Raw genomic sequence first — 22,482 nt, 5'->3', positions numbered from 1 at the left:
GGAGGGTACGAATATGAGCAAAAGAGCAGAGCAGCTTCATTTGGGAGCATTCATTTATTATAGCGGTCATCATCATTACGGCTGGCGTCATCCGGAATCGGGGGCTGAAGGGCTGTTTGATTTCAAGTTTTATAAAAAGCTGGCGCAAACGGCGGAGCGCGGCAAGTTCGATATGATGTTTCTTGCCGACCTGCTGTATGTTCGCGGCGTGGAGCAGGCAGCATCGGGGATGCTGGAGCCGGTACAGCTGCTGGCTGCCATTTCAACGGCGACGGAGATGCTTGGACTGACGGCAACCGTGTCGACGACTTACAATGAGCCGTACAATGTGGCACGGAAATTCGCTTCGCTCGATCATATTAGCGAAGGTCGCGCAGGATGGAATATTGTGACGTCGCAGCTGGATATTGAAGCTTACAATTATGGCCGCGCAGAGCATCCCGAGCATGGGCTGCGATATGAGATGGCGCGTGAATTCGTCGAGGTCGTCACCCGATTGTGGGATACATGGGAGGACGGAGCGCTTGTCGTCGACCGCGAGGCGGGCATTTTTGCCGATGGCTCGAAGGTGTCGGAAACCGAGTATAAGGGCCGCTGGTATTCGACGAAGGGCACGCTCAACGTTCCGCGTCCGCCGCAAGGCTATCCGGTGCTTATTCAAGCCGGTTCCTCGGGTCCAGGGCAAGAGTTCGCCGCAGCATTCGGCGAAGTGATCTTCACGGCACAACAGTCGCTGGCCGCTGCCCAAGCATTCTATTCCAGCGTGAAAAGCAAGCTGGCTGCGCAAGGCAGAGAAGCCGGCAGCATGAAAATTATGCCGGGCTTGTCGCCGATTATCGGAGCGACCGAAGAGGAAGCGCGGCGGAAGTATAATGAGCTGCAGGAGCTGATTCCTGCGAGCATGGTTGTCGGCATGCTGTCCGGGATGCTTAATTTCGATCTGTCCGGCTATCCGGTTGACGGACAGCTGCCGGACATCCCGGATCCGGTCGAAGCAAGCAACGGCATGAAAAGCCGCGTGCAGCTCGTGATGGACATGGCGCGCAAAGACCGCCTGTCGATTCTTGAGCTAGGCCGCCGCTTGCTTGGCGCTCGCGGCCATATGCAATTCGTCGGCACGTACGAGCAGCTGGCAGATTTTATGCAGCAATGGTTCGAGGAGTACGGCTGCGACGGCTTCAACATTATGCCGCCGGTGCTGCCGGGCGACCTCGACGAGTTCGTCGACCATGTCGTGCCGATTTTGCAGCAGTGCGGATTGTTCCGCTCGGAATATACCGGCAGCACGCTTCGCGAGCATTTGGGCCTCGATCGTCCAGGGGTCCGTCATTTCCAGGACGGACATGAGCGGGCGGCTGCCGAGACGGCAGCAGCGCCGGTTGCATCCGGCGAATAAACGGCTAGAAAGGGCTCTCCCCCATTATCCGTCCTCCTGGGATGATGGGGGAGAGCTCGCGCGCAGCATCATTCGCCCAAATTGCGGTATGGTGAAGCCGGCTGCTTTTGCTACAACGCTCTTGCCTCCAGCGAAGCACATTCGTTATTTTACGAACCAAATTTCGCTATTTCGGTCAGTTTTGAATGATCGCCACCCTGCAACGAACTGAATTTCGCTAATCGGGAAGTTAGCTTCGCAAATTGCGAAGCTATTTTCGCTTTTCTCTTCAACGAAGCCTTTGAGGCGAAAAAGAACGAAAAAAGCTTCGTTAATTAGCGAATTCGATTCGTTAAACAAAGTGTACTTTGGTGCGTCCACGTAAATTTACCTATTTTGCACAGCAGCTTGAGTTACTTTTTCTTCATATCTGTTGTTTTGTCATACTGTCAGTTCCACGTTGTTTGTCCAGCCCTCTCCTCTAACATAGGTAGGCTAATTGCATAAGTTTGGGGCAAGCGGAAAACCTACCTAGTGGAAAAGGAGGGGAGTACATGTCGGAATCAACCGAAGATTTCGTTGCGAAAGTGCATGAGACACAGCAGAAGCAGCAGAAAAACAAGGAGCATTACGGAAAAGGCAAGCCGTCAGAAAAGCTTGTCAACACGCAGCATACAAATAATCCGTAGCCATAGCCCGCCAGATAGCTGAGGTTCAGCTTGTCAGGCGGGCTTCTATTTCGATGCGATATGACTCGCCTGTAGGAAGACGAAGCCGTTATGTATGATCGGGTAATGGAGTGGATTGACAAGAAGAAAGATATGAGGCATTATTTACATATGAACAGTTGCTCATATGTTGAATAGTATATATCATGCTTTTGCTGGAGGGATGCATAATGGCAGATCATCATCATAAAGACGGAGAATCTTGCAATCATCATAATCATGAACATCACGAACACGGACATGATCATAGTGAGGGACATACACACTCGCATTCGCATTCACACGGTCATCATGGGCATAGTCACGGGCCCGGCGGACATCACCATCATTATGATATGAACGGCAACAAAATCGGGTTAATCATCGCGCTTTCGATTACCGGCGGGATTATGTTTTTGGAGTTTTTCGGCGGTCTTGCGACGAACAGTTTGGCGCTGCTTTCCGATTCCGGCCATATGCTAAGCGACGTCAGCGCGCTGGTGCTTAGCCTTGTAGCGGTATGGTTCGCATCACGCCCGGCGTCTCCGAACAAAACATACGGTTTTTACCGGTTCGAAATTTTAGCCGCATTGTTTAACAGCATTACTTTATTTATTATCGCCGGTATTATCGTTTATGAAGCTATCGGAAGATTTTTTGAACCGCCTGCAGTGTCCAGCCTTTCGATGATGCTGATCGCTGCCGTCGGGTTGCTGGCCAATTTGGCGAGCGCGTGGGCGCTTATGCGCAAAGGCGACGTGCATAACAATTTGAATGTTAGAAGCGCATATCTTCATGTGCTGGGAGATGCTTTAGGCTCCGTAGGCGCGGTGCTTGCAGGCTTGCTGATGCTGCTGTTCGGCTGGAATATCGCCGATCCGATCATTTCGGTCGTTGTCGCGCTGCTCATTTTGCGGAGCGCATGGGGCGTCATTAAGCATACGCTGCATGTGCTGATGGAAGGGACGCCTGCCGCTGTCAACCATAAAGAGGTAAAGGAGGCGCTGGGCGACATCGAGGGCGTAGTCGACGTGCATGATTTGCACATCTGGACCATTACGTCCGGGATGGATTCGTTAAGCTGCCATTTGCTTGTTGCGGACGGCGTCAACTGCCAGTCTGTGCTGCAAGCAGCCATTCGGCGCGTCGAGGAGCAGTTTGGCATTCAGCATTCCACCATTCAAGTCGAAAGTCCGGTTATCCGCCATATGGAGCTGAAAGTATAACCAAGCGGCATGCGACATAACTAAGCGATCACGATCGCCGCAGATGGATCTAAAGTACAAATGTACCTTACAGGTGCAAAAGGAGATGCCGGAGAGCTGTCTAATGTACAAAAGTACCTTAGCCTCGCCCGAAAACAGGACGCACCTCCGCCGCCGAGGCCTTTAAGGTATAAAAGTACATTAGGCGCGCGGGAAGGGCTGCGAAAAAGTGGTCTAAGGTACATTTGTACCTTAGAAAGGCCAATAATGGATAATGGACTAACAAGCGCTAAAAGTGGGAGTTACGAGGCACAGCATGCGAGTCTGCAATTGAAAAGTCGGCCTTACAGGCACCGCAGCATGCGGCGGACGAGAGTGAATGGCCAATAATGGCCTCACAAGCGTGGTAATTGGGAGTTACGAGGCAGCATGCGAGTCTGCAAGGCCGCAATAGTTTTCATTAATAAAAGCCGCGGCAAGGTCGAACCCTTGCCGCGGCTTTTTCACTATTTTATAAATTAATATAACGCTCGAAAATAGCTCCAAAATCTTTAACTTTGTATTGCTTATGCGAATCCGCAAGCCAGTTGAACGCTGTTTTGTTCAGACGGTCGAACGTATCGGCCACGTCGTAGTCGCCTTTGTGCGCATGGCTTAAGGTGGAGGAAGCAAGCTCAAGGCTTTGTCTCGCATAGTTTAATGCGATATCATTGTCATAAGTAATTTCGGAAATTTTTACTAGCGCTTTGTACAGATCCTTCACTTGCTCCAAAAATTTCTTGTTAATGTCGATGCTGAGGTCAGCTCCGCCGATATTGAATTTGATCTCGACGTCGAGATCGACAGTGCCGGCTGTTTCGAGCGACACGTTGCTGATGCGATGCGTGCTGTACGCATACCGTCTCAACGTTCTTTTCTTGCTGATTGCGCTTGTGCCGTCTAGGTGAATGAGCGCTTGGTTCGTGAAGCAATATTCATCCGATTTGGATTTAATCAGGAAGTAAATTTTTTCGTTGTCCTCGTGCATGACATAGTCGTCAGAATCAACTTTGTCATAATTCGCAGGGCTGATAACCGTACCGATGTCGCTCAATCCGAGCAGGTCGGCTGCTACTTTACCGAACATGGGATCATTCCTCTCTATCGAACAAGATTGTAATGCAGTTCCATTATATATGAATATCTGGGAATTATTCTATAATAATCAACAAAATCGTTTCATGATTCGAGCTTGTCTGCGGGGAAAGGGAGTTAGGGATGAGGCTTTTATATATTGAAGATGATCAAGAAATCGGCGGCCTCGTATGCCGTCATTTACAGGAGCGGGGGTATGAAGTGGTATGGCTGACTAGCGGGGAAAAGGCTGCCGAGGAGGCGGAGCGCTGCGATCTCGTCATCCTTGACGTGATGCTGCCGGGACTGGACGGGTTTACGGTCGGGCAGCGGCTGAAAAAAAGGTTTCCCTCAACGCCGATCCTCATGCTGTCGGCACGGACGTCAATCGACGATAAGCTGCTTGGACTGCAGTTCGCCGATGATTATTTGACGAAGCCGTTTCATCCCGACGAGCTCGCTGCCCGAATCGAGGTGCTGCTTCGCCGGTTCGCCGTGAAAGCGGCCGAGCCGCTAGCGGTGAAGCACTTGCTCGTGTACGAGAACGAGAATCGGATCGTAAACAGCGAAACGGGAGACGAAATTACGCTGACCGGCAAGCAGTTTCAAATTTTCGGTTATTTGCTGCGCCATCAGGGACAGATATTAACGAAAGAACAAATCTATGAAGCGGTCTGGAAGGAGCCCTATCTCGAAGGGGATAAAACATTGATGGTACATATCCGCTATTTGCGCGAAAAGCTGGAGCGCGATCCGGCTGCGCCTGAAGTGATCGAGACGGTGCGGGGCATCGGCTACCGGGTAAAAGCATGATTGGGCGCTGGGCGAAAAAAAGAAAAGGAGGGGCGGTTAAATTCCGTTCCTCGCTTATGTCGCGTTACTTGCTGCTCATTATTGCGGCGTTTCTGTTTGTGCCTATTTTATTTCCGCTGTTAAGCGTCGCGTATATCGTAGCGGATTATGCCGTGCGCGGCACGCCCGAGCAGCCGAAATACGGGAGAGCCTCGGAAATCGAGTGGAACTGGCATAATGAAGCGTCTAAGCTGGATGCAAGCTCCGGGCAAGGAGAAGCGGCCGTCGAGAAAAGGCTGCAGGAGCTGAAGCGAAAGTACGTTGAAGCTTCGCTCTTCTGGGTCGATGCGGACGGCCGATCAAGGCTACAGCTTCCTGGCGGACAGCAATTGCCGGATCAGTGGAGTCCTGCGGAGTCTATCCGCTTCATGAAAAACAATTCCAACGGCGACCCGTTTACCGTTGTCGCTTTTATCGGGAAGGACAACAGCGGACCGGCCTTCATGGTCATTCAGCTGCCCAGGGAGCTGCTGCATACGCGGGAGGCGTTGAGCGCGGCGCCGCTGTTTATAGGGATTGTCAGCATTATGTTTTTCGCGTTGCTGCTGTTTTCGCTGCTGTTCTTCATTCGGCTGCGCCGGCGGCTGCTTCGGCTTGAGACGGCGATGTCAGTTGGCGACAGCGAGGCGCAAACCGGGCGCAGCATTCCAGCCCCTGTGAAAGTAACAAAGCCGGATGAAATCGGGCAGCTGGAATTGGCGTTCAATCGCATGATCACACAGCTGGAAGACAGCCAGCGGAGGGAGCGGGAAGAGGAGGATTTGCGCAAGCGGCTCATCTCCAATCTTTCGCATGATCTTCGTACGCCGCTGACCGTTGTGAACAGCCATCTGTATATGCTGCGCAAGGAGGAGTTAAGCGCTGCAGGTCAAGCTTCGATCCGTTTAATGGAAGGGAAGATCGAAGGTCTCGGCCAATTGATCGACAACTTGCTTGCCTACACGCTGATGGCGAGCGGACGATATCCGTTGACACTAGCGCCGCATGACGTTATCCGACTCGTAAGGGAGAGCGCGGCGGCTTGGTACCCCGTTTGGGAGAAGGAAGGGATTGAAGCGGACATCAGCTTGCCGGAGCAGTCGCTTGTCTGGAATGTAGACAAGGCAGGCTTCCGCCGTTTGCTGGACAATCTTTTTCAGAATGTCGTCCGCCACGCTGCGGAAGGGCGGTATATCGGGCTGTTTGCGGAGCTGTACAATGGCAGTATGTCGCTTGTCATAGAAGACCGCGGACCGGGCATCGAATCGCCTTCCGAGCTGAAGGGGGCAGGCATCGGCCTTGCCATCGTCGACCATTTGGCTGCCGAGATGGGGCTGGGCTGGCACGCCGAAGCGGGTAAGGACGGCAACGGAACGCGTATTTTTTTAAACCAAGGAGATAACGGGAGGTACAGTAATTAGAACCAAGAAGGCAGCGGAACGTTACAATTTTTAAACCAAATTTAAACTTGGGGGGAGCCCGTTTTTAACCTTCGTCCGTTAACCTTGTTTACGAGGTGATCGTGATGAACGAATGGATGATTGAGACGAGGGGTCTTACGAAAACGTATAAAGGACGCCGCGTCGTCTCGGATTTGAATTTGAAAATTGCAAAAGGCGATATTTACGGCTTCCTGGGGCCGAACGGAGCGGGCAAAACGACGACGATCCGCATGCTGCTCGGACTGATTAAACCATCGGCAGGTTCCGTCCATCTATTCGGCAAGCCGCTTCATAAAGAGCGGCTCGCGATTTTGCGCAAGGTCGGTTCGCTGGTCGAATATCCGTCCAATTACGGACATTTGACTGCCATTGACAACTTGGAGGCGATCCGCCGCATCATCGGCGTGCCGAAATCGAGAATCGATCAAGTGCTGGAAATCGTCGGCCTGACGGAGGCAGCGCGCCGTTCGGTTAAAGGCTATTCGCTTGGAATGAAGCAGCGTCTCGGCATCGCAAGCGCGCTGCTCGGCAACCCGGAGCTGCTTATTCTGGATGAGCCGACGAACGGTTTGGACCCTGCGGGCATTTTGGAAATTCGTGAGCTGATTAAAAGCATGCCGAAAACGCATGGCATTACCGTACTCATTTCCAGCCATTTGCTGAGCGAGATGGAGCAGACGGCCGGAACCGTCGGTATTATCCGCCAAGGCGAGCTGGTGTTTCAGGATACGATCGAAAGCTTGCGGAAGCAGGCCGGCAACGGAATCGCATTGCGCGTTTCCGACCCGGGACCGGCAGCCGCTTCATTAATCGAACTCGGAGTGAATCGTTCGGCGATCAGTACGGCGGATACGACGATTTTGCTGGAGCAGCTGTCCGATGACGACACCGTCAGCCGCATTGTGCGCCATCTTGTGGAGCTGGGACATAGCGTCTATCGCGTTGAAGAGAAGCGCAAATCGCTTGAAGAGCTGTTCCTCCAAATTATCGGAGAGGGGGAGCGATCGCTTTGATTGCGAAAGTGCTGTCTTCGGATTTGCTCAAAATACGGCGAAAAGGCTTGTGGCTGCTCGCGTTTATCGCGCCGCTCGGCATTGCCGCCTTGCAGGCGCTGAATTACGGCATGCGCTATGACTATATGATGGATATGTATGCTGACGACCTATGGGGCGGCCTGCTTGAAAATATTGCGCTGTTTGTGCCTATCTCCGCTTACCTTGGCATCACACTGTTAAGCTCGCTGCTTGCGAATATCGAGCACGCGACCGGCTCGTGGAAGCAGCTTCTCTCGCTGCCGGTATCGCGCACAGCGGTATTTGCCTCCAAATTTACGCTATGTGCGATGCTGCTGCTGATATCGGGCGCGCTGCTGGCGGTCACGACCGCCGCGCTTGGCGCAGCGCTGCGCTTCGATATGGCGGAGCTGCCTTACGGCGAGCTGCTGCGGCTGAGCTTTTTCCCGCTCATCGCGTCGATGCCGGTTCTCGCGCTCATGCTATGGCTTTGCGTCACGATGAAAAACCAAGCGCTGCCGATAACGCTTGGCGTTGTGCTCGCGATATTTTCCATCTTTCCAATTGTGGAGTGGGTGCCGATCAGCTGGCCGATGCTTGGCTACACCGGTCCGCATCGCGAATGGTTCATTTCGGCCGGAGCCGGTCTTGGCTTCCTTATTTTGATGGCTGGGCTTGTTCATTTTCAGCGAAAGGATGTGGCGTAACATGGGCGGTTTCTGGAATGCGGCAGCTTCGGAGCGTTTAAAGCTGGCGAAGTCGCCGATCTGGCTCATTGTGCTGATCAGTCCGCTGCTTTCGCTGTTGATCGGCCTATTTACGAACTTGGAGGAAGTACCGCTGGAGGAACAGGGGAGAGTGCTGCTTTCCTCGATGGCTTCGCTTCACGCGATGCTGCTCATGCCGATCATAACGGGCATCTTGTCCGCTTTCGTGTGCCGCTATGAGCATGCGGGAGGCGGATGGAAGCAGCTGCTCTCGCTGCCGGTATCGCGGACGTCATTGTACCTCGCCAAGCTGACGGTCGTTGCATTGCTGCTTCTTGGCTCGCAGCTGCTGTTTGCGGGAGCGGCGGTTGTCGCCTTTCAATACCAAGGCATCCCTGGCGGATTGCCGTGGGGGCTTATTTTATCGAGCGCGCTGAGCGGCTGGGTCGCTTGTTTTCCGCTGGCTGCTCTGCAGTTATGGGCATCGACGATGTGGAGCAGCTTTGCTGCGCCGCTCGCCGTTAATGTGATGCTGACGCTGCCGAATATTTTGATCGTCAACTCGGCAAAGTATGGCCCGTTCTATCCTTGGGCGCAGCCGATGCTGCTTATGCTCTCAAACGGGACGATGGATTTCGGCAGCTTTACCGTGCCGTTCTCGACGCTGCTGTTAACGGTAGGGGGCAGCTTTGCCGTATTTTTGCTGGGCGGTCTGATCTATTTCCGCAGAAAAGAAATATAGCCTCAATGAGGAAGAGAATCCTCAATGAGGCTAATGATTAACGGAGTTAACGGCGTTAATGGCGTCAACCTTCAGGGGCATGGAGCCTGTCTTCCATATGCTGTCTGCGCAGCAGAATGGCTGCAGTAAAGAGCATGACGCCATTGATGACGAACACCCAGCGAATCGGGATAACGCCGCCGAGCACGCCGCCGATGACCGGTCCCAGCATCGTAGCGAACTGGGTAGCCGACTGGTTCAAGCTAAAGGCGCGCCCGCGAAAGCTTGATTCCGTCACTTTGACGATCATCGCGTTAACGGACGGATAGACGCCGGCGAAGAACAAGCCGTACAAAAAGCGAAGCGCGCCGAATTCAATGAAATGGCCGACGAAAAACTGCAGGCAGTTGCCGATGCCGCCGCCAAGCAGGCCGATGAAGAGCACCTTCGAGAAGCCGATGCGCGAGCCGATTTTGCCCCATTGCGGGGCGGCGATCAGCGTCGCGATGCCGACGGCGGAAAATACGATGCCCGATTGCAGGGAAGCGTCATTCTTGTCAGCGCCAAGCTGGAGAACATAAACGGTCAGCAAAGGCTCCAGAATCATGACGGAGAACGTCGCGAGTCCCGCCATAACGAGCAGCGACATAAAGGTGCGGTTCTCCAGCGCATGCTTCAAATCCTCTTTGACGGAGGAGCGATGGGCGGAACGGTTGAACGTCTTCTCATGCGCGAAGAACGTCGCGATGAGGGCGGCTACAAGCACGACAAAGCCGGAAAAAATAAACGACTCCCGGTTGCCGATCATATGGCTGATGATGCCGCCGACGAGCGGCCCGACGATGCCCCCGGTGGCCCCGGAGGTCGCCATAATGCCAAGCGCATAGCCGGTTTTATCTTCCGGCGTATTCGTTGCGACCATCGCGATTGCCGCCGGCACATAGCCTGCTAGCAAGCCTTGAAAGATGCGAAGCAGCAAAAACAAATACGGATCGTGAATGAAATACGTAATAAAATAGAGCGCGGCGAGGCTGAAGCCCGAACGGATGAGCATCGGCTTGCGGCCGTATTTGTCGGCGAGCGAGCCCCAGTAAGGCGCAATCAGGGCGCTGGCGAGAAACGTAATGCCAAAGGCGATGCCCGACCAGGCCTCCAGATGGTTGTCAACGCCAAGCTCATTATTAAGAAACAATGGAATAAAAGGGATCGAGATCGAATAGGCGGTGCTGCAAAAAAAGACGCCGACCCACAGCACGATCAGATTGCGTTTCCATGAAAATTGCATCGTAGTCACTTCCCGGACGACTGAGTTGTTCTTCCATTGTATACCTATTGGGCGGCAATCGAAAGGGGGGCGAAGAGCGAAGCAGATTCGCAAAATAACGAATCAATTTTCGTTATATTATTCGAAATGTGATGATGCTCGCAGAAGAACGAAGCCAACTTCGCTAATAACGAACCGGAGTTCCCGAGTAGCGAAGTCAGCTTCGTTCTTGTCAGTAAAGTGTCGATTGTGCGGTTAAATAGCGAAATTCCATTCGTTATATTGGGTAGCAGGTACGTTATCCGCCTAAATGCTCAACCCGGCTAAATTCACCGAACCACCCGCATGAATGCCCGCCCCTTGCGCCAGCCGAGTTCGCCTATCCAACAGAACAAAAGTTGCTCGGTCTGGAGGAAGCGAAGCTAGTGAAACAAATCGCTTTCCTTTGCTTTTCGTACGAAGCCGGAGGAGGCGCGATTGATCGTTTTCTTTAGCGCGATGCCGATCAGGAGAGTAACGGCGGCGAATATTGCGAGCGAAATCATATCCTGCCGGACAATATCCCACAAAATGCCGCCGACCGCCTCGCGCATCATGCTGATCGCATACGTAAACGGCAAATAAGGGTGGATCGCTTGAAAAAAGGGCAGCGTCACCTGAATCGGGAACGTTCCGCCGGAGCCGGCGAGCTGCAGCACCAGCAGGACGATGGACAGCGCTTTGCCGACGTTGCCGAACACCGAGACGAGCGTATAAACGATCAGCATAAATAAGGCGCTAAGCAGTAGTCCGAACAAGAGAAACGCCCCCTTATCGACGACATGCGTATGCAAAATCCAAATATCGCCGGTTGTGATCAGCAAGGTTTGCAGCAGCGACAGCGTAAGAAACGTGAGATAGCGGCCGAAATAGCTTTGATAGCTTTTTAATGCTTCCCCTTCTCCGGGATGCGGATCGACGGACAGAAGCGAGACGAGCAGCAGCGCGCCTACCCAAATCGACAGCGTGGAAAAGAAAGGCGACATGGCCGAGCCGTAATTCGGAATCGGATACAACCGATACTCTTGCAGGACGACAGGCTCTGCGAAAAAGGCACTTTCCCGCTGGGCATTGTTTTGCAGCAGGCTGATCAGCTCATCCAAGCTGCCTTCTTGTTCCATCTGGCGAATACGCTCGGCTAAACGTTTAATTTTCTGCTCGGCGTTTGGCAGCCGCTTTTCGATCTCGGCGAGCGCAGCTTTGCCGAAGGTCAGCCCTTTGCTTGCATCCTGCAGAAGCTTCTCGATATCCGGCATATCCGCGGCCGTTTGCTTAAGCGCCTCATTGGCTTTTTTGGCGGCGGTCAGCGCTTTGTCCATCCCTTCCCGGATGCCCGGCACAATGTCGCTGTCATAACGGTCCAACAGGCTGTTCACCACCGACGAGGCTTGCGCCGCGCCATCAGCTAGCTTGTCCAGCAGCGCGGCAGCCGGTTCTTCGCCGCGCCGGGCGGCAGCGGCAAGCTGATTAGCGGCTTCGCTTGAGCGCGTAAAGCTGCTCTCCGCCTGCCGCAGCTTGGCATCCGCGTCGGCGAGCCTGCTGCCGCCGGTCATATCCGCGAGCCTGCCGAACAAGTCGGCCGAGCTTCCCGCCACGCGGGCGGCAATGCCGAGCTTGCCGTCCATCCGCTCTAGTGCGGCAATGGCCGACTCCGTATCGGCTGTTGCCGCGCCGTTGCGAAGGCTGGCGGCCAGCTCGGCCGCAGCATCGGCAGCTCCGGCGAGCAGCTGCAAATCCTGCTTCAGCGCTGGAGCGGTTTGCTCGACCGCATCGGCGCTGTCCGCGAGCAGCGGCGTAAGCTTTGCGGCCAGCTGCCTGCCGTCGGCGACGAGCTTGGCGGCATCCGGCAAAGCGTTCTGCGCGCGGCCTGCAATCGCCTCCGCTTTAGCGGCATCTGCCGATGCGGCAGATACCGCGCTCTTGATTTCCGGGAACAGCTCTTCCAGCTTGAAGACGATATCCCGCGAATTTTCAATCGTTGGCTTCTCCTTCTCAAGCTCCAAACCAACTTCATTTAACAGGCTGAAAATGACGCCGTTAGCCGTTTTCACAAATGTGCTGCGAATTTGCTCGACGATGGCATTCGCGCCGGAAGCGGCGATTTTCGGAGAAACGGCGTTAATTTTTTCATTAACGGTATAAAGGATCTTCGCTTGCTCTGGATTATCGTTCAACACGGTGGCGATTTTCGTAGAGAAGTCCGCCGGTATGACGATGCTCGCGTAATAATCGCCGTGCTTGACGCCCTCTAACGCTTGGTCTTCGTCTACGAAACGCCAGCCGATTTTGCGGTTTGATTTCAGCGATTCGATAATTTCATCGCCCGCGCGGAGCGGATTGCCGTGAATGGATGCGCCGTTGTCGTTATTGGCGACTGCGACGGCGAGCCCGCTAGTATTGCCGTACGGATCCCAGGAAGATTTGATATTGAACCAAGCGTACAGCGACGGGAGGGCGATAAGCCCGAGAATGGTAACGAGTAGCGCCCAGTTGCGGGCAATGCCAGCGATGTCGCGAGCATATATGCGGAAAATCAAAGCGGCGACCTCCAGTTTTTTTGGCTAGTATTCCCAAATATCACCAAAATAAAAGAAAGGTCTGTCCGATAAGTCACGACGGGAGATAACGCTGCCGCACAGCGTTATTCCCCCGGAAAAGCCGAGAAAGCGTCGATTTGCGAAATATAACGCTGTCACGCAGCGTTATTTGATTGCATAGACGCACAGACGGGGAAATAGCGCTGCCACACAGCGTTATTCCCCCGGAAAAGCCGAGAAAGCGTCGATTTGCGAAATATAACGCTGTCACGCAGCGTTATTTGATCGCGTAGACGCACAGACGGGGAAATAGCGCTGCCACACAGCGTTATTCCCCCGGAAAAGCCGAGAAAGCGTCGATTTGCGAAATATAACGCTGTCACGCAGCGTTATTTGATTGCGTAGACGCACAAACGGGGAAATAGCGCTGCCACATAGCGTTATTCCCCCGGAAAAGACGCTGTCACGCAGCGTTGCTATTCCGCTATTCCTTCGCAGAGGCGGCCTCTCTGAAGCGGCTGCTGCTGACGGCGCGGTTGCGCCCCTCATGCTTGGCCAGATAGAGCGCTTGATCCGCGAGCTTGAACAATTGTTCCGGTTGTTTGGCGTCGACCGGCGATACGGCAATGCCAAGCGAGAGCGTTATGCTGCGGCCGATCGGCATCTTGGTGTTGGCGGTCCGAACGCGAATGCGCTCCGCCAGCTCCAGTGCTTGCTGCTCCGAAGTGTTCGGCAGAAGCATCGTAAATTCCTCTCCGCCGTAGCGGAAGCAATAATCGAGCTCGCGCTGCTCGGCTTTCAATATGCCGGCAAGCGTCTTTAACACTTCGTCGCCCGTTTGATGGCCGAATTCGTCGTTTACTGCTTTGAAATGGTCCAAATCAAGCATGATGACAGCGAATGGCAAGCCCTGCTTATGCCACAGCGATGTTATGTCATCCAGCGTCCTTCGGTTTAACAGGCCGGTCAGCGGATCGGTTTGCGCCTCCTCCGACAGCTCGGCTGTTTTTTGCCTTAGTTTCAGGAAGGCGAGTGTAACGGTATTGTTGAGCTGATTCGCCTCGTAATTCCAGAAGACGACCGTCGGAAGCGTAGTCAGCGCATCATCGCCGCGTGAGAGGCGCGACGCATAGTTGGCGAGCCGGTTTAGAGGCTCGGCCAGCTTGCGCGACAGCCAAAGCGAGCCAGCCAGCAGCAGAAGCAAGAAAGGCGTTGTCAAAATGAGCATTTGCTTTATGACATTTCGCGCAGTCGATGCGACATAAGCCTCGGGCGTTTGCGATACGATTCCCCAGCCGACCTCCGGTACAGGAGCGTAGCCGGCAAGGAAGGTGACGCCCTCTGAATTGTTTAGCTTCTGTTCGCCGGCTTTCCCTTCCATCAGCTTCTGGACGATCGGGTTATGACTGACAGACTCGGAAATCCGCTCCTTGTTCGGATGGAAAATAAGCTTGCCGGACGAATCTACGACATAGTAATAGGACCCGCTTGGATTCGCCGCCTGATCGCCGAGAATATTCTGGAAAATATTAGGCTGCTGCAAATAAACCGAGCCGCCGACGAAGCCTTTATAATTGCCCTTCGAATCGAAGATCGGATGGCTGACGAGAATGATCACTCGCTTCGTAACCGCTTGAAACGGCTCCGAGATGATAGGCTCCTTCCGCTCCAGCGCATTTTGCGCCGCATCGGAGGTCAGCTTTGTGCCAATGAGTCCGAGATTATTGGGCGAGGTCGATACGATGACGCCTCCGTCATCCACGATGGAAAGAGAATTGAAATAAGGGCTGGTGCCCATAAAAAAGTCCAGCTGGTCCAGCACGGTTTCATCGGATAACGGAACATCCGAGAAATAATCAGCGGTTACTTCCAAGCTTTTTTTCATCGTTATAACGAGCGATTGCGCTGTATTGCTAAGATTGACGGCCGAAATTCGATTCAGCTCGAGCGTATTATGGTAAAGCGATGTTTTCTCGGCATGATAGCCGACCCTCGTACTGATCACAATAGCGACGACGACGGACATAATAACGACGAAAGAGATAATGGTAGACAGTTTAAAGCCTTTTCGCGGTTGAATGATCGAAGGCATTGAAAGCTCCTATGCGAATGGAATAAGTCGATTTTTCACATAGTTTATCATTTTTCGTCGGTTTTTTCGATCCGTTCTACTAAAAATTATTTTGTTTTCAGCCGCTCGCGGCGCAGCAAATAAATAAAATACGGCGCGCCGAGGACAGCCGTCGTAATGCCGACAGGCACCTCGCGCGGAATAAGAATCAAGCGGCCGGCGATGTCGCCGAGCAGCATCAGATCGGCGCCGATGAGCGCCGCCAGCGGCAGCATCCACTGATGCCGCCCGCCGACGAGCAGCCTGGCGATGTGCGGCGCGATCAAGCCGATAAAGCCGATCGCGCCGACGGCCGCAACGGCGCTGCCGGTAAGGGCTACAGCAAGCAGCAGCAGCATCAGCCGCTGCTTGGATACGTTGAGCCCGAGCGCGGAGCCGCCTTCGTCGCCGAGCTGCAGCACATTGAGCTTGGCGTATTGCAGCCATGCGATCGGGAGCAGAACGGCAATCCAAGGAAGAAGCGACCACACGTGAGGCCATCCGCGTCCCCAAAGGCTGCCGGACATCCACAGCAGCGCCATGTTGACGTCGGAGGGATACTTGACGAGCAGATATTGAATGCCCGCTTGGAAGACCGCGCCGACCGCTACGCCGACAAGCGCGAAGGATGCGGGAGGCAGCGTCATTTTCCGACTGAGCAGTAGAAGCGCAAGCAATGCAATGATCGCACCGGCAAATGCGGCAACCGGAAGAACAAATCCCGGAGCATGCGGAAAAAGAAAAATGACCGTTGCAGCCGTAAAGCCGGCTCCTTTCGTAATGCCGATGACATCCGGGCTGGCGAGCGGATTGCGAATAATGCTTTGCAGGATGAGGCCTGCCGTTGCCAGGCCGAAACCGGCGAGCACGGCGACGATAACGCGCGGCAGCCGGTATTGCAGGACAATAAAGGAAGCTGGAGATTCTTGCAGCGTAAGGCTTGCCCACAGCTCGCGCAGCGGAACCGGCACGGCGCCCGCGCGAAGCGAGACTGCGATCAGCACAAGAAGCAGGAGGGAGGCGGATACAGCCGCTATCGTTTTTTTCATGCCGGGCTCCTCCTTTGCTTGCGCGCTAAATAAATGAAGAATGGTCCGCCAAGCGCTGCGGTAACGATGCCGACTGGCGATTCGTACGGAAAGGCGATCAGCTTGCTTAGCAGATCGGCATAGACAAGCATGCAGGCGCCAAGCAACGCTGTAAAAGGGACAAGCAGCAGGAGCCTGCTCCCGATCAAATAGCGCGCAATATGCGGAACAATGAGACAGAGAAAGCCGATTGGCCCGCACACGGCAACCGCCGATCCGGACAGCACGATGACGAGCAGGACGGCTCCGCCGCGCACAAGCGCAACACGACCGCCAAGCCCGATTGCGACTGCATCATCCAAAGCGAGCAGCCGAAGCAGCGGGAAAAGGACGAGCAGCAGGACGAGAGCAGCAGCCGTAAACGGGAGCAGCAGCCTGACATCGTTCCACCCTGCGCCGCTGGTGGAGCCGACGAGCCAGAACATCATGCTGTCGGTGGAATGCTGGTTAAGAATGATCATCCCCTCTGTTAGGGAAGACAGCAGGAAATGGACGGCAATGCCTGCCAGCGCCAGCCGTACATGCTGCTTTTGCTGCTGCGAGCCTGCTAGCGCCCAGACGAGAAACGCGCCGAGAGCCGCGCCGCCAAAAGCGAAGGCAGCCGTGCCAAGCAGGGAAAGGCCGTTCACGAATACGATGCCGAATACGACGGCGAGCGACGCGCCGGCATTAATGCCGAAAATATGCGGCGAGGCAAGCGGGTTGCGGGTTGCAAGCTGCGTTAACAGACCGGCCAAGGCGAGATGAAGGCCAACGACAGCAGCCGCAATCGTACGCGGCAGGCGGAGCGTCTGAATGTACAGATGCGCCTTCTCTTCACCCTGGAACATAACGGCTTCAAACAGCGTCTGCCAAGAAACGTCCGCTTGTCCCCATTTCAAATTGCTGACGACGCTGACAATGAACAAGACAATAGAAAAAAGGAAGAGCAGAAGCGCGGGGCGCTTCTGCTTTTCAGTTACGGGCACGGTCATTTCCGACACACCTTACTCTCCCAGGTTGCTTACTAAGTCGTTAATCACATGCTCGGAGCCGAGCAGACCGCGGGACAGAGCCCAGTTGCGGCGTTCAACGGAAAATACTTTATCGTTTGTGACAGCGTCGATTTTGCTCCACAGCGGATTTTTCTCCCACTCGTTAACGATCGTTACTTCCTCTGTCGGCAGCAGGAAGATCGCTTGCGGGTTCGTCTCCACCAATTGCTCCAGCGTAAGCTGCGGATACGACTCCTCGTCCTTAACCGGATCGTTGAAGCCAAGCGATGTCAGGAACGAACCGACATAAGAATGGTCGGAGTGAGCGAAGAAGCCTTTCGGATTGACAACGGCCGGGAGAATCGTCAGATCGGAGTTTTTGATTTTAGCTTTCGCCTCGTCGATGATTTGTTTATGCTCTTCCAGACGTTTTTGGCCTTCAGCCTCTTTTCCGACTGCTTTGGCAATAACCGCATAGTTGCTAAGCATCGTATTGTAGTCAGCCAGGTGATCGTTCAAGACGAGCGTAGGCGCAACGGCGTTCAACTGGTCATATACGTTTTTGTGATGGTTCAGGTCGGCGATGATCAAATCCGGCTGCAGCGAACTGATCAGCTCGATGTTTGGCTCATAACGCGAACCGACCGAAGTGTAGTTGCCTAGTTTTTCTTTCACGACATCCATCAGCAGCGCTGCGTCTCCGTCATCGGCAACGCCGATCGGCTGTACGCCAAGCGTCGTAAGCGCGTCAGCATAGCTGAACTCCATAACGACGATTCGCTGCGGCACATGGTCAAGCTCGATTTTGCCAAGCTCATGTTCAATGACGATGTTCTCGGTCGACGCTGCGGGCGAGGCGGATGCAGAAGGCGAAGCAGACGCTTCTCCATTAGCTGCCGGAGCGCTGTTATTAGAATTGCCGCAAGCTGCGAGCGACAGGGCAAGCAATCCGATTAAAGCAGGGGTCAATAGCTTTTTGAAAGACAGACGAAGCATAACAATAAATTCCTCCCGTGAATCAATGATTATGATAATTATTATCAATTAAACTCATTGTATCGGGTGAACGGACATTCGAACATATCTAATCTTAAGAAAGGATATGTCTTATTTTTAGATTTCAGGCGTTTGTCTCTGTTGATAGGCCGATGGCGAAATGCCGGTCTCCATTTTGAACATCCGGCTGAAATAGAAATAATCGGAGAAACCGACCTTGCCGGCGACTTCTTTGGCGGTAAGGGAAGTTTGAGTGAACAGCTGCTGCGCTTTCTGAATGCGCAAACTCCGCAAATAGGACGTCATCGTGCGGCCGGTCATTTTTTTGAACAAGACCGTATAATGCCCTTCACTTACGCCGGCCCGTTTGGCGAGCATAGGGAGCGTGAGAGGCAGCATGTAGTGCTCGCTCAAATAGGAGATTGTCTCTTCAACCGAGCGCGCAGTTGACTGGTCGGCAGATTTCATAAGCGTTTCGCGCAAATAAATATATAAGATGCGCTCAAGCATAAGTCTGCGGCGGAACTGGAAAGCGGCAGCTTCATTGGAATCATGCGTTTCACTAGACGCCTCATCCTTGCTCGCGTACAGCTCCTGCTGGCGCAGCAGCTCGTCGACCATATAGTGGATTTTCACTTCGCTGAATGTATTGAGCGGTCCTGCTAACGACCATTTGGCGCCCTCGGGAAGCATGCGGTACCCGATGACGACATATTCGGCTTCCTTCGTACGCGGAGTCTCGATTTGGAAAGGGCCGTGCTCCGGATTGCACGCATAGCCTTGCGAGCATACGAAAGGCGCATCGTCTCCAGGCGTAATGGTGACATGCCCCCGCCTCACGATAACGATGGCATGCAGCCCGGCGGTTACGTCGAGAAGTTGCGAAGATCGATATAAATGAACATGCTCAAAATAGGGAAGGGCGGAATTGAGCTGCTGAAAATTCATTTAGGGCTGCAATCCTTTCATGGCATTAATAATTTGCCTTTTCTATTATACATTACATTCATTGCTAGGCTCGCGGGTGTCGGATTATACTGGCTGCAAACTTTGTACACGCGAAGGAGCGTTTACACCGGATGGGCAAGTGACGCGCGCGCAATTTACGCATATGCTCGTTCAAGCCTTTGGCCCTGGGGCATCGCTCTTTTTTTTAAAAATTCATTGCCGCCCGTCAGCCGAGCAAAATCGTCCCAAACGAGCATTAAACATATAGCCGCAGCAGAAATGAAGAGGGCGGTTATTGAAGGCAAAATTTAAAAAAGAGGTCGAAACCGACCCGTAGGCGGCTTCGACCTCTTTTTTAAAAAAACATTAGTCCAGAACAGCTGTAATGTGTTCTTTCGTAATCGACCAGTGCGACGCGGTCCATACTTTTTCTTTGTTTTGCACGAGCATGATTTGCGGGGATGCGTGCGTAACCGCCGTATCCTCGGCAATTTGATTCGACACCGGACGGGACTCGATCACTTTTACAAATACGTAATCAGCGTCTTCGCGCGGCTTGTCGTTCAAATATTCTTGGAATTCGCGGTGCGCGTTAGCGCTGACCGGGCAAGTTGTGCTGTGCTTGAATACGACGAGCGGACGGTTAGCCGAGCCTTCCAACGCTTCGTTCCACTGCTCGATTGAATCTAATTCGCGATATTGTGCCATGATGAGACACTCCTTTGCTGACTTAATGTTGAAATTGAGTATGACTGTATTATAGCTTTAGCTTGGGCGAAAGTCATCTTGGCGGCAGGGAGGCGGACGGGTTATCGATAAATTGGGCTTAAACCCACCGATCCCCGAGCTTCTTCACATAGTTTGCAAACACATAACGCCAAGGAATGATGAAAGGGAAAATAAAGACCAACGAAGAGGATATGGCATTTTCCATGGTTTCATCGTCTATTTGACCGGATATCCCAAGAGGGAGCACAACGATAAGCAGCCAAAGCAGTTTCCATATCATTTCCCACAGAAGTATGGGTATCATCTGCAACGGATACCGTATGCCCAAGATACATAGAAGGGAGAAGGAGGCCAGCATACAGGCGACCACTCCGTCCATTAGTTCCCAGGATTTATCCGGATGAATGATTTTATCGATAATTTCCGGCCATTGTACCAATATGAGCCCCACGACGACGAAAAGATACAGCCCCCTCAGCAAGTAAAGACGCAGCAATGAAACCTCGTTTATAGCTTCGTTTTTTTTGTTTGAATCCATTTTATTGGCTCCTTTTTTAAAGTGATTTTGATCCGAAATCGGGGGCGCAACGACGATTCATCATTCCCTCTCACCTAGACATAGGTCTTCTTCATCCAATCCGCGATGCGAAGAGCCTCTGTTTCATGCAATTCCTCCACATCAGCCATTCTAAGCAATGAACCGTCCTTAAGCGCAATGAAACCGTCAATCAAGGTTTCGATTTCCGCAACCTCATGGCTTGTCATGATTAAGGTCTGAGATTTCAAGTCAACGTAGGAGATTATGCCCTTCACAATAGAGTCGCGTATCATCGGATCAAGTCCGGATAAGGGTTCGTCCATTAGAATGTAAGGTGCCTCTTTCGCCAACGTTAGTACGATTTGCAAGCGGCCGCGATTACCTTTCGAAAGCGATTTAATTTTCATAAGAGGATCCAAACGCATAAGCCTCATGATTTCTTCTGCTTTCGCCAGGTTGAAGTCGGCCATTTGTGAAGCCTGAAACTGTATGGCTTCTCGTACCGTGAATATCGGATAAAAGAGGCTCGACTCGGAGGAATAAGAAACGACTTTGCCGGTTTTTCGATTGGCCGTCTCTCCGTTAACCGTCACACTGCCGCTTGTGGGCAGCGCAAGTCCAGACATTAGCTTTAATAAGGTTGACTTTCCGCTGCCATTTCCGCCCACAATGCCAATGATTTTACCGGTAGGTATCGTCAATGAGATGTCCTGAAGCGCAATTTGATTGGCATATTTCTTCGAAACATTCGTCATCCGGATCATGTCACTCATCGCCTTTCTTAACGTTGTTCAAATAATCTGTCAGCCCCGACAGGATCTCCGCCGTGCTGAATCCCATTTCCCGCATGACGTGAACGAATTGTTCAATTTGTTCATGCTTCAACTTGTCACGCTGTTGATTCAGGCGATCCAGCCGTTCGGGAACGAATGTTCCTTGACCTCTCTTCGTTTCCAAGACCCCTTCCCGCTCCAGCTCGTTATAAGCTCGTTGAATGGTGTTGGGGTTGATGTTGTATTTCATGCCCATATCGCGGATGGAAGGAAGCTTCTCGCCTGCTTTCAATTCGCCGCTTATAATTTGCCGATGTATACGATCCGCCAATTGTAAATAGATCGGTTTCGAAGCATTAAATTCATCCATCGTTATCCCTCGACTTTGTTGTCCACGAGCCACGCGGTTAATAGGAACAGTCCGACGATAATGACGAGGTCGTATGCATAGCCGCCTGCGTAAGTTTGTATAGGATCTGAAAATATCGTAGGAAATGTATAGGTAGTAACTCCCCAGTCCATTAGATGCCGATACAGTGCAGAGGATTTGAACAACTCATTTAACCCTTCGGACAGGATGGCCGCACCAGCCGCCGCCGCCCAGCTCCAACGCCCGATTCTCAGCTTGAGGTATTGGTATAGCGCCCAAAGAACCATCATCCATGTACTAAGCATAAGCGAGATCCAAATCACATGAGGAAAGATGAACCATGCCGCTCGCCAGGTATCCGTCCAATACGGCTCAATCAAGCTGAAATTGAGTTCGATCAGCAGTCTGGAAAACCCATATAACGAGACTAATGAAATTACGACCATCAGTAAGCCGTTCGCCACTTTGCTCAACAGCAACATAACAGCCGGTTGGGGGTTGCTCAGCCATAAGTGCAAATTCCCCTCCGACTTTAACCCGACAAACACAATAAGAGGAACGTAGATCACATGAATCGCAACGGCAAGCGCTAAAGGCACGAACATCAGCAAGCTATCGTCCGCTGCCCTCTCCAAGAATAACGTCAGCATAGCAATCAAACCATTGATGACGAGTCCGATGTAGAATACGGTTTTTGTTAACTTGAAATCCTTAATGAACAAAGCTGACCACTGTCGCATACCGATTCACCCTTTATAGATTAATTGAAGATTAGTGCACTAATGCAATAGTGCACTAACTCACCGTATCATGTCAATGGGTATTGGAAAAAAAGGTAAAAAAGAAGTCCCGTTTGGCTCTGTACATGAACATCACTCATTAACTTAATAGCTTTGGTGGGACTGAAATATTTACAGGGTCGGCAACACCAAAAAAAACGTGCATCTGTGGAAAAAAATGTCGTTTATACGGCTCGTCCATGCTGTATAATCAATTGCTGAA

Annotated in this window: 21 protein-coding genes; 8 read left to right on the top strand and 13 right to left on the bottom strand. The window is 52.7% G+C overall.

Going from position 1 to position 22,482, the window contains the following annotated elements; translation table 11 throughout:
* The first annotated feature begins 13 nt into the window (after positions 1-13).
* From GOM71_RS09240 to GOM71_RS09230, 3 genes are all read left to right on the top strand, one after another.
* Positions 14-1,396, top strand: coding sequence for an LLM class flavin-dependent oxidoreductase (locus tag GOM71_RS09240; RefSeq protein WP_156280164.1), 1,383 nt, complete (start codon positions 14-16; stop codon positions 1,394-1,396).
* Positions 1,397-1,929: 533 nt separating this feature from the next.
* On the top strand, positions 1,930-2,064 hold the full coding sequence (locus GOM71_RS09235) for a DUF4023 domain-containing protein (protein ID WP_156280159.1): 135 nt from the start codon (positions 1,930-1,932) through the stop codon (positions 2,062-2,064).
* Positions 2,065-2,438: 374 nt separating this feature from the next.
* A complete protein-coding gene (locus GOM71_RS09230; RefSeq protein ID WP_483311032.1) occupies positions 2,439-3,308 on the top strand; it encodes a cation diffusion facilitator family transporter in 870 nt (289 codons plus the stop codon).
* Positions 3,309-3,798: 490 nt separating this feature from the next.
* Here GOM71_RS09230 and GOM71_RS09225 read toward each other — a convergent pair whose 3' ends face one another.
* Complete coding sequence (locus tag GOM71_RS09225) at positions 3,799-4,413, bottom strand: PH domain-containing protein (RefSeq protein ID WP_156280155.1); 615 nt, start codon at positions 4,411-4,413, stop codon at positions 3,799-3,801.
* A 131-nt stretch (positions 4,414-4,544) separates the two neighbouring features.
* On the opposite strand from GOM71_RS09225, the gene GOM71_RS09220 reads away from it, so the two are divergent.
* The 5 genes from GOM71_RS09220 (at position 4,545) to GOM71_RS09200 (ending at position 9,135) form a co-directional block, all read left to right on the top strand.
* Positions 4,545-5,213, top strand: coding sequence for a response regulator transcription factor (locus tag GOM71_RS09220; RefSeq protein ID WP_156280153.1), 669 nt, complete (start codon positions 4,545-4,547; stop codon positions 5,211-5,213).
* A complete protein-coding gene (locus tag GOM71_RS09215) occupies positions 5,210-6,652 on the top strand; it encodes a HAMP domain-containing sensor histidine kinase (protein WP_156280151.1) in 1,443 nt (480 codons plus the stop codon). The genes GOM71_RS09220 and GOM71_RS09215 overlap by 4 nt, the downstream gene beginning before the upstream one ends.
* A gap of 104 nt (positions 6,653-6,756) precedes the next feature.
* Entirely contained in the window at positions 6,757-7,686 is a 930-nt protein-coding gene (locus GOM71_RS09210; protein WP_156280148.1) for an ATP-binding cassette domain-containing protein, read from the top strand.
* A complete protein-coding gene (locus tag GOM71_RS09205) occupies positions 7,683-8,393 on the top strand; it encodes an ABC transporter permease (RefSeq protein ID WP_156280144.1) in 711 nt (236 codons plus the stop codon). The genes GOM71_RS09210 and GOM71_RS09205 overlap by 4 nt, the downstream gene beginning before the upstream one ends.
* A 1-nt stretch (position 8,394) precedes the next feature.
* The gene (locus GOM71_RS09200) at positions 8,395-9,135 is read left to right on the top strand and encodes an ABC transporter permease (RefSeq protein WP_156280142.1); all 741 of its coding nucleotides are present in this window, start codon (positions 8,395-8,397) and stop codon (positions 9,133-9,135) included.
* Positions 9,136-9,199: 64 nt separating this feature from the next.
* Here GOM71_RS09200 and GOM71_RS09195 read toward each other — a convergent pair whose 3' ends face one another.
* The 12 genes from GOM71_RS09195 to GOM71_RS09140 all read right to left on the bottom strand — a co-directional run bounded on the left by GOM71_RS09195 (position 9,200) and on the right by GOM71_RS09140 (position 22,220).
* Positions 9,200-10,399 carry an MFS transporter gene (locus GOM71_RS09195; RefSeq protein WP_156280140.1) on the bottom strand — a complete coding sequence of 400 codons (1,200 nt, stop codon included), beginning with the start codon at positions 10,397-10,399 and terminating at the stop codon, positions 9,200-9,202.
* Positions 10,400-10,800: 401 nt separating this feature from the next.
* Complete coding sequence (locus tag GOM71_RS09190) at positions 10,801-12,954, bottom strand: YhgE/Pip domain-containing protein (RefSeq protein ID WP_156280138.1); 2,154 nt, start codon at positions 12,952-12,954, stop codon at positions 10,801-10,803.
* A 484-nt stretch (positions 12,955-13,438) separates the two neighbouring features.
* Complete coding sequence (locus tag GOM71_RS09185) at positions 13,439-15,046, bottom strand: sensor domain-containing diguanylate cyclase (protein ID WP_156280136.1); 1,608 nt, start codon at positions 15,044-15,046, stop codon at positions 13,439-13,441.
* An 86-nt stretch (positions 15,047-15,132) separates the two neighbouring features.
* Positions 15,133-16,113: a FecCD family ABC transporter permease gene (locus GOM71_RS09180; protein ID WP_156280132.1), complete on the bottom strand. Its 981-nt coding sequence runs from the start codon at positions 16,111-16,113 to the stop codon at positions 15,133-15,135.
* Positions 16,110-17,126: a FecCD family ABC transporter permease gene (locus GOM71_RS09175; RefSeq protein WP_156280221.1), complete on the bottom strand. Its 1,017-nt coding sequence runs from the start codon at positions 17,124-17,126 to the stop codon at positions 16,110-16,112. Before GOM71_RS09175 ends, GOM71_RS09180 begins: the two co-directional genes overlap by 4 nt.
* Positions 17,127-17,138: 12 nt before the next feature.
* Positions 17,139-18,122: an ABC transporter substrate-binding protein gene (locus GOM71_RS09170; protein ID WP_156280130.1), complete on the bottom strand. Its 984-nt coding sequence runs from the start codon at positions 18,120-18,122 to the stop codon at positions 17,139-17,141.
* 117 nt (positions 18,123-18,239) lie between these two features.
* Positions 18,240-19,070 (bottom strand): AraC family transcriptional regulator, encoded by an 831-nt coding sequence (locus GOM71_RS09165; protein ID WP_156280128.1) that lies wholly within the window; start codon positions 19,068-19,070, stop codon positions 18,240-18,242.
* Between the two features lie 366 nt (positions 19,071-19,436).
* On the bottom strand, positions 19,437-19,778 hold the full coding sequence (ytxJ, locus tag GOM71_RS09160) for a bacillithiol system redox-active protein YtxJ (protein WP_156280126.1): 342 nt from the start codon (positions 19,776-19,778) through the stop codon (positions 19,437-19,439).
* 118 nt (positions 19,779-19,896) lie between these two features.
* Positions 19,897-20,337, bottom strand: a complete 441-nt coding sequence (locus tag GOM71_RS09155) for a hypothetical protein (protein WP_156280124.1) — start codon at positions 20,335-20,337, stop codon at positions 19,897-19,899.
* A 74-nt stretch (positions 20,338-20,411) separates the two neighbouring features.
* The gene (locus tag GOM71_RS09150; protein WP_367649524.1) at positions 20,412-21,110 is read right to left on the bottom strand and encodes an ATP-binding cassette domain-containing protein; all 699 of its coding nucleotides are present in this window, start codon (positions 21,108-21,110) and stop codon (positions 20,412-20,414) included.
* A complete protein-coding gene (locus tag GOM71_RS09145; RefSeq protein WP_156280118.1) occupies positions 21,103-21,480 on the bottom strand; it encodes a GntR family transcriptional regulator in 378 nt (125 codons plus the stop codon). The genes GOM71_RS09150 and GOM71_RS09145 overlap by 8 nt, the downstream gene beginning before the upstream one ends.
* Positions 21,481-21,482: 2 nt before the next feature.
* A complete protein-coding gene (locus tag GOM71_RS09140) occupies positions 21,483-22,220 on the bottom strand; it encodes a hypothetical protein (protein ID WP_156280114.1) in 738 nt (245 codons plus the stop codon).
* Positions 22,221-22,482: the final 262 nt, after the last annotated feature.

It is taken from the genome of Paenibacillus sp. NEAU-GSW1, assembly GCF_009737085.1.
Classification (GTDB): Bacteria; Bacillota; Bacilli; order Paenibacillales; family Paenibacillaceae; genus Pristimantibacillus.
This window is presented reverse-complemented; position numbering and strand designations above follow the sequence as displayed.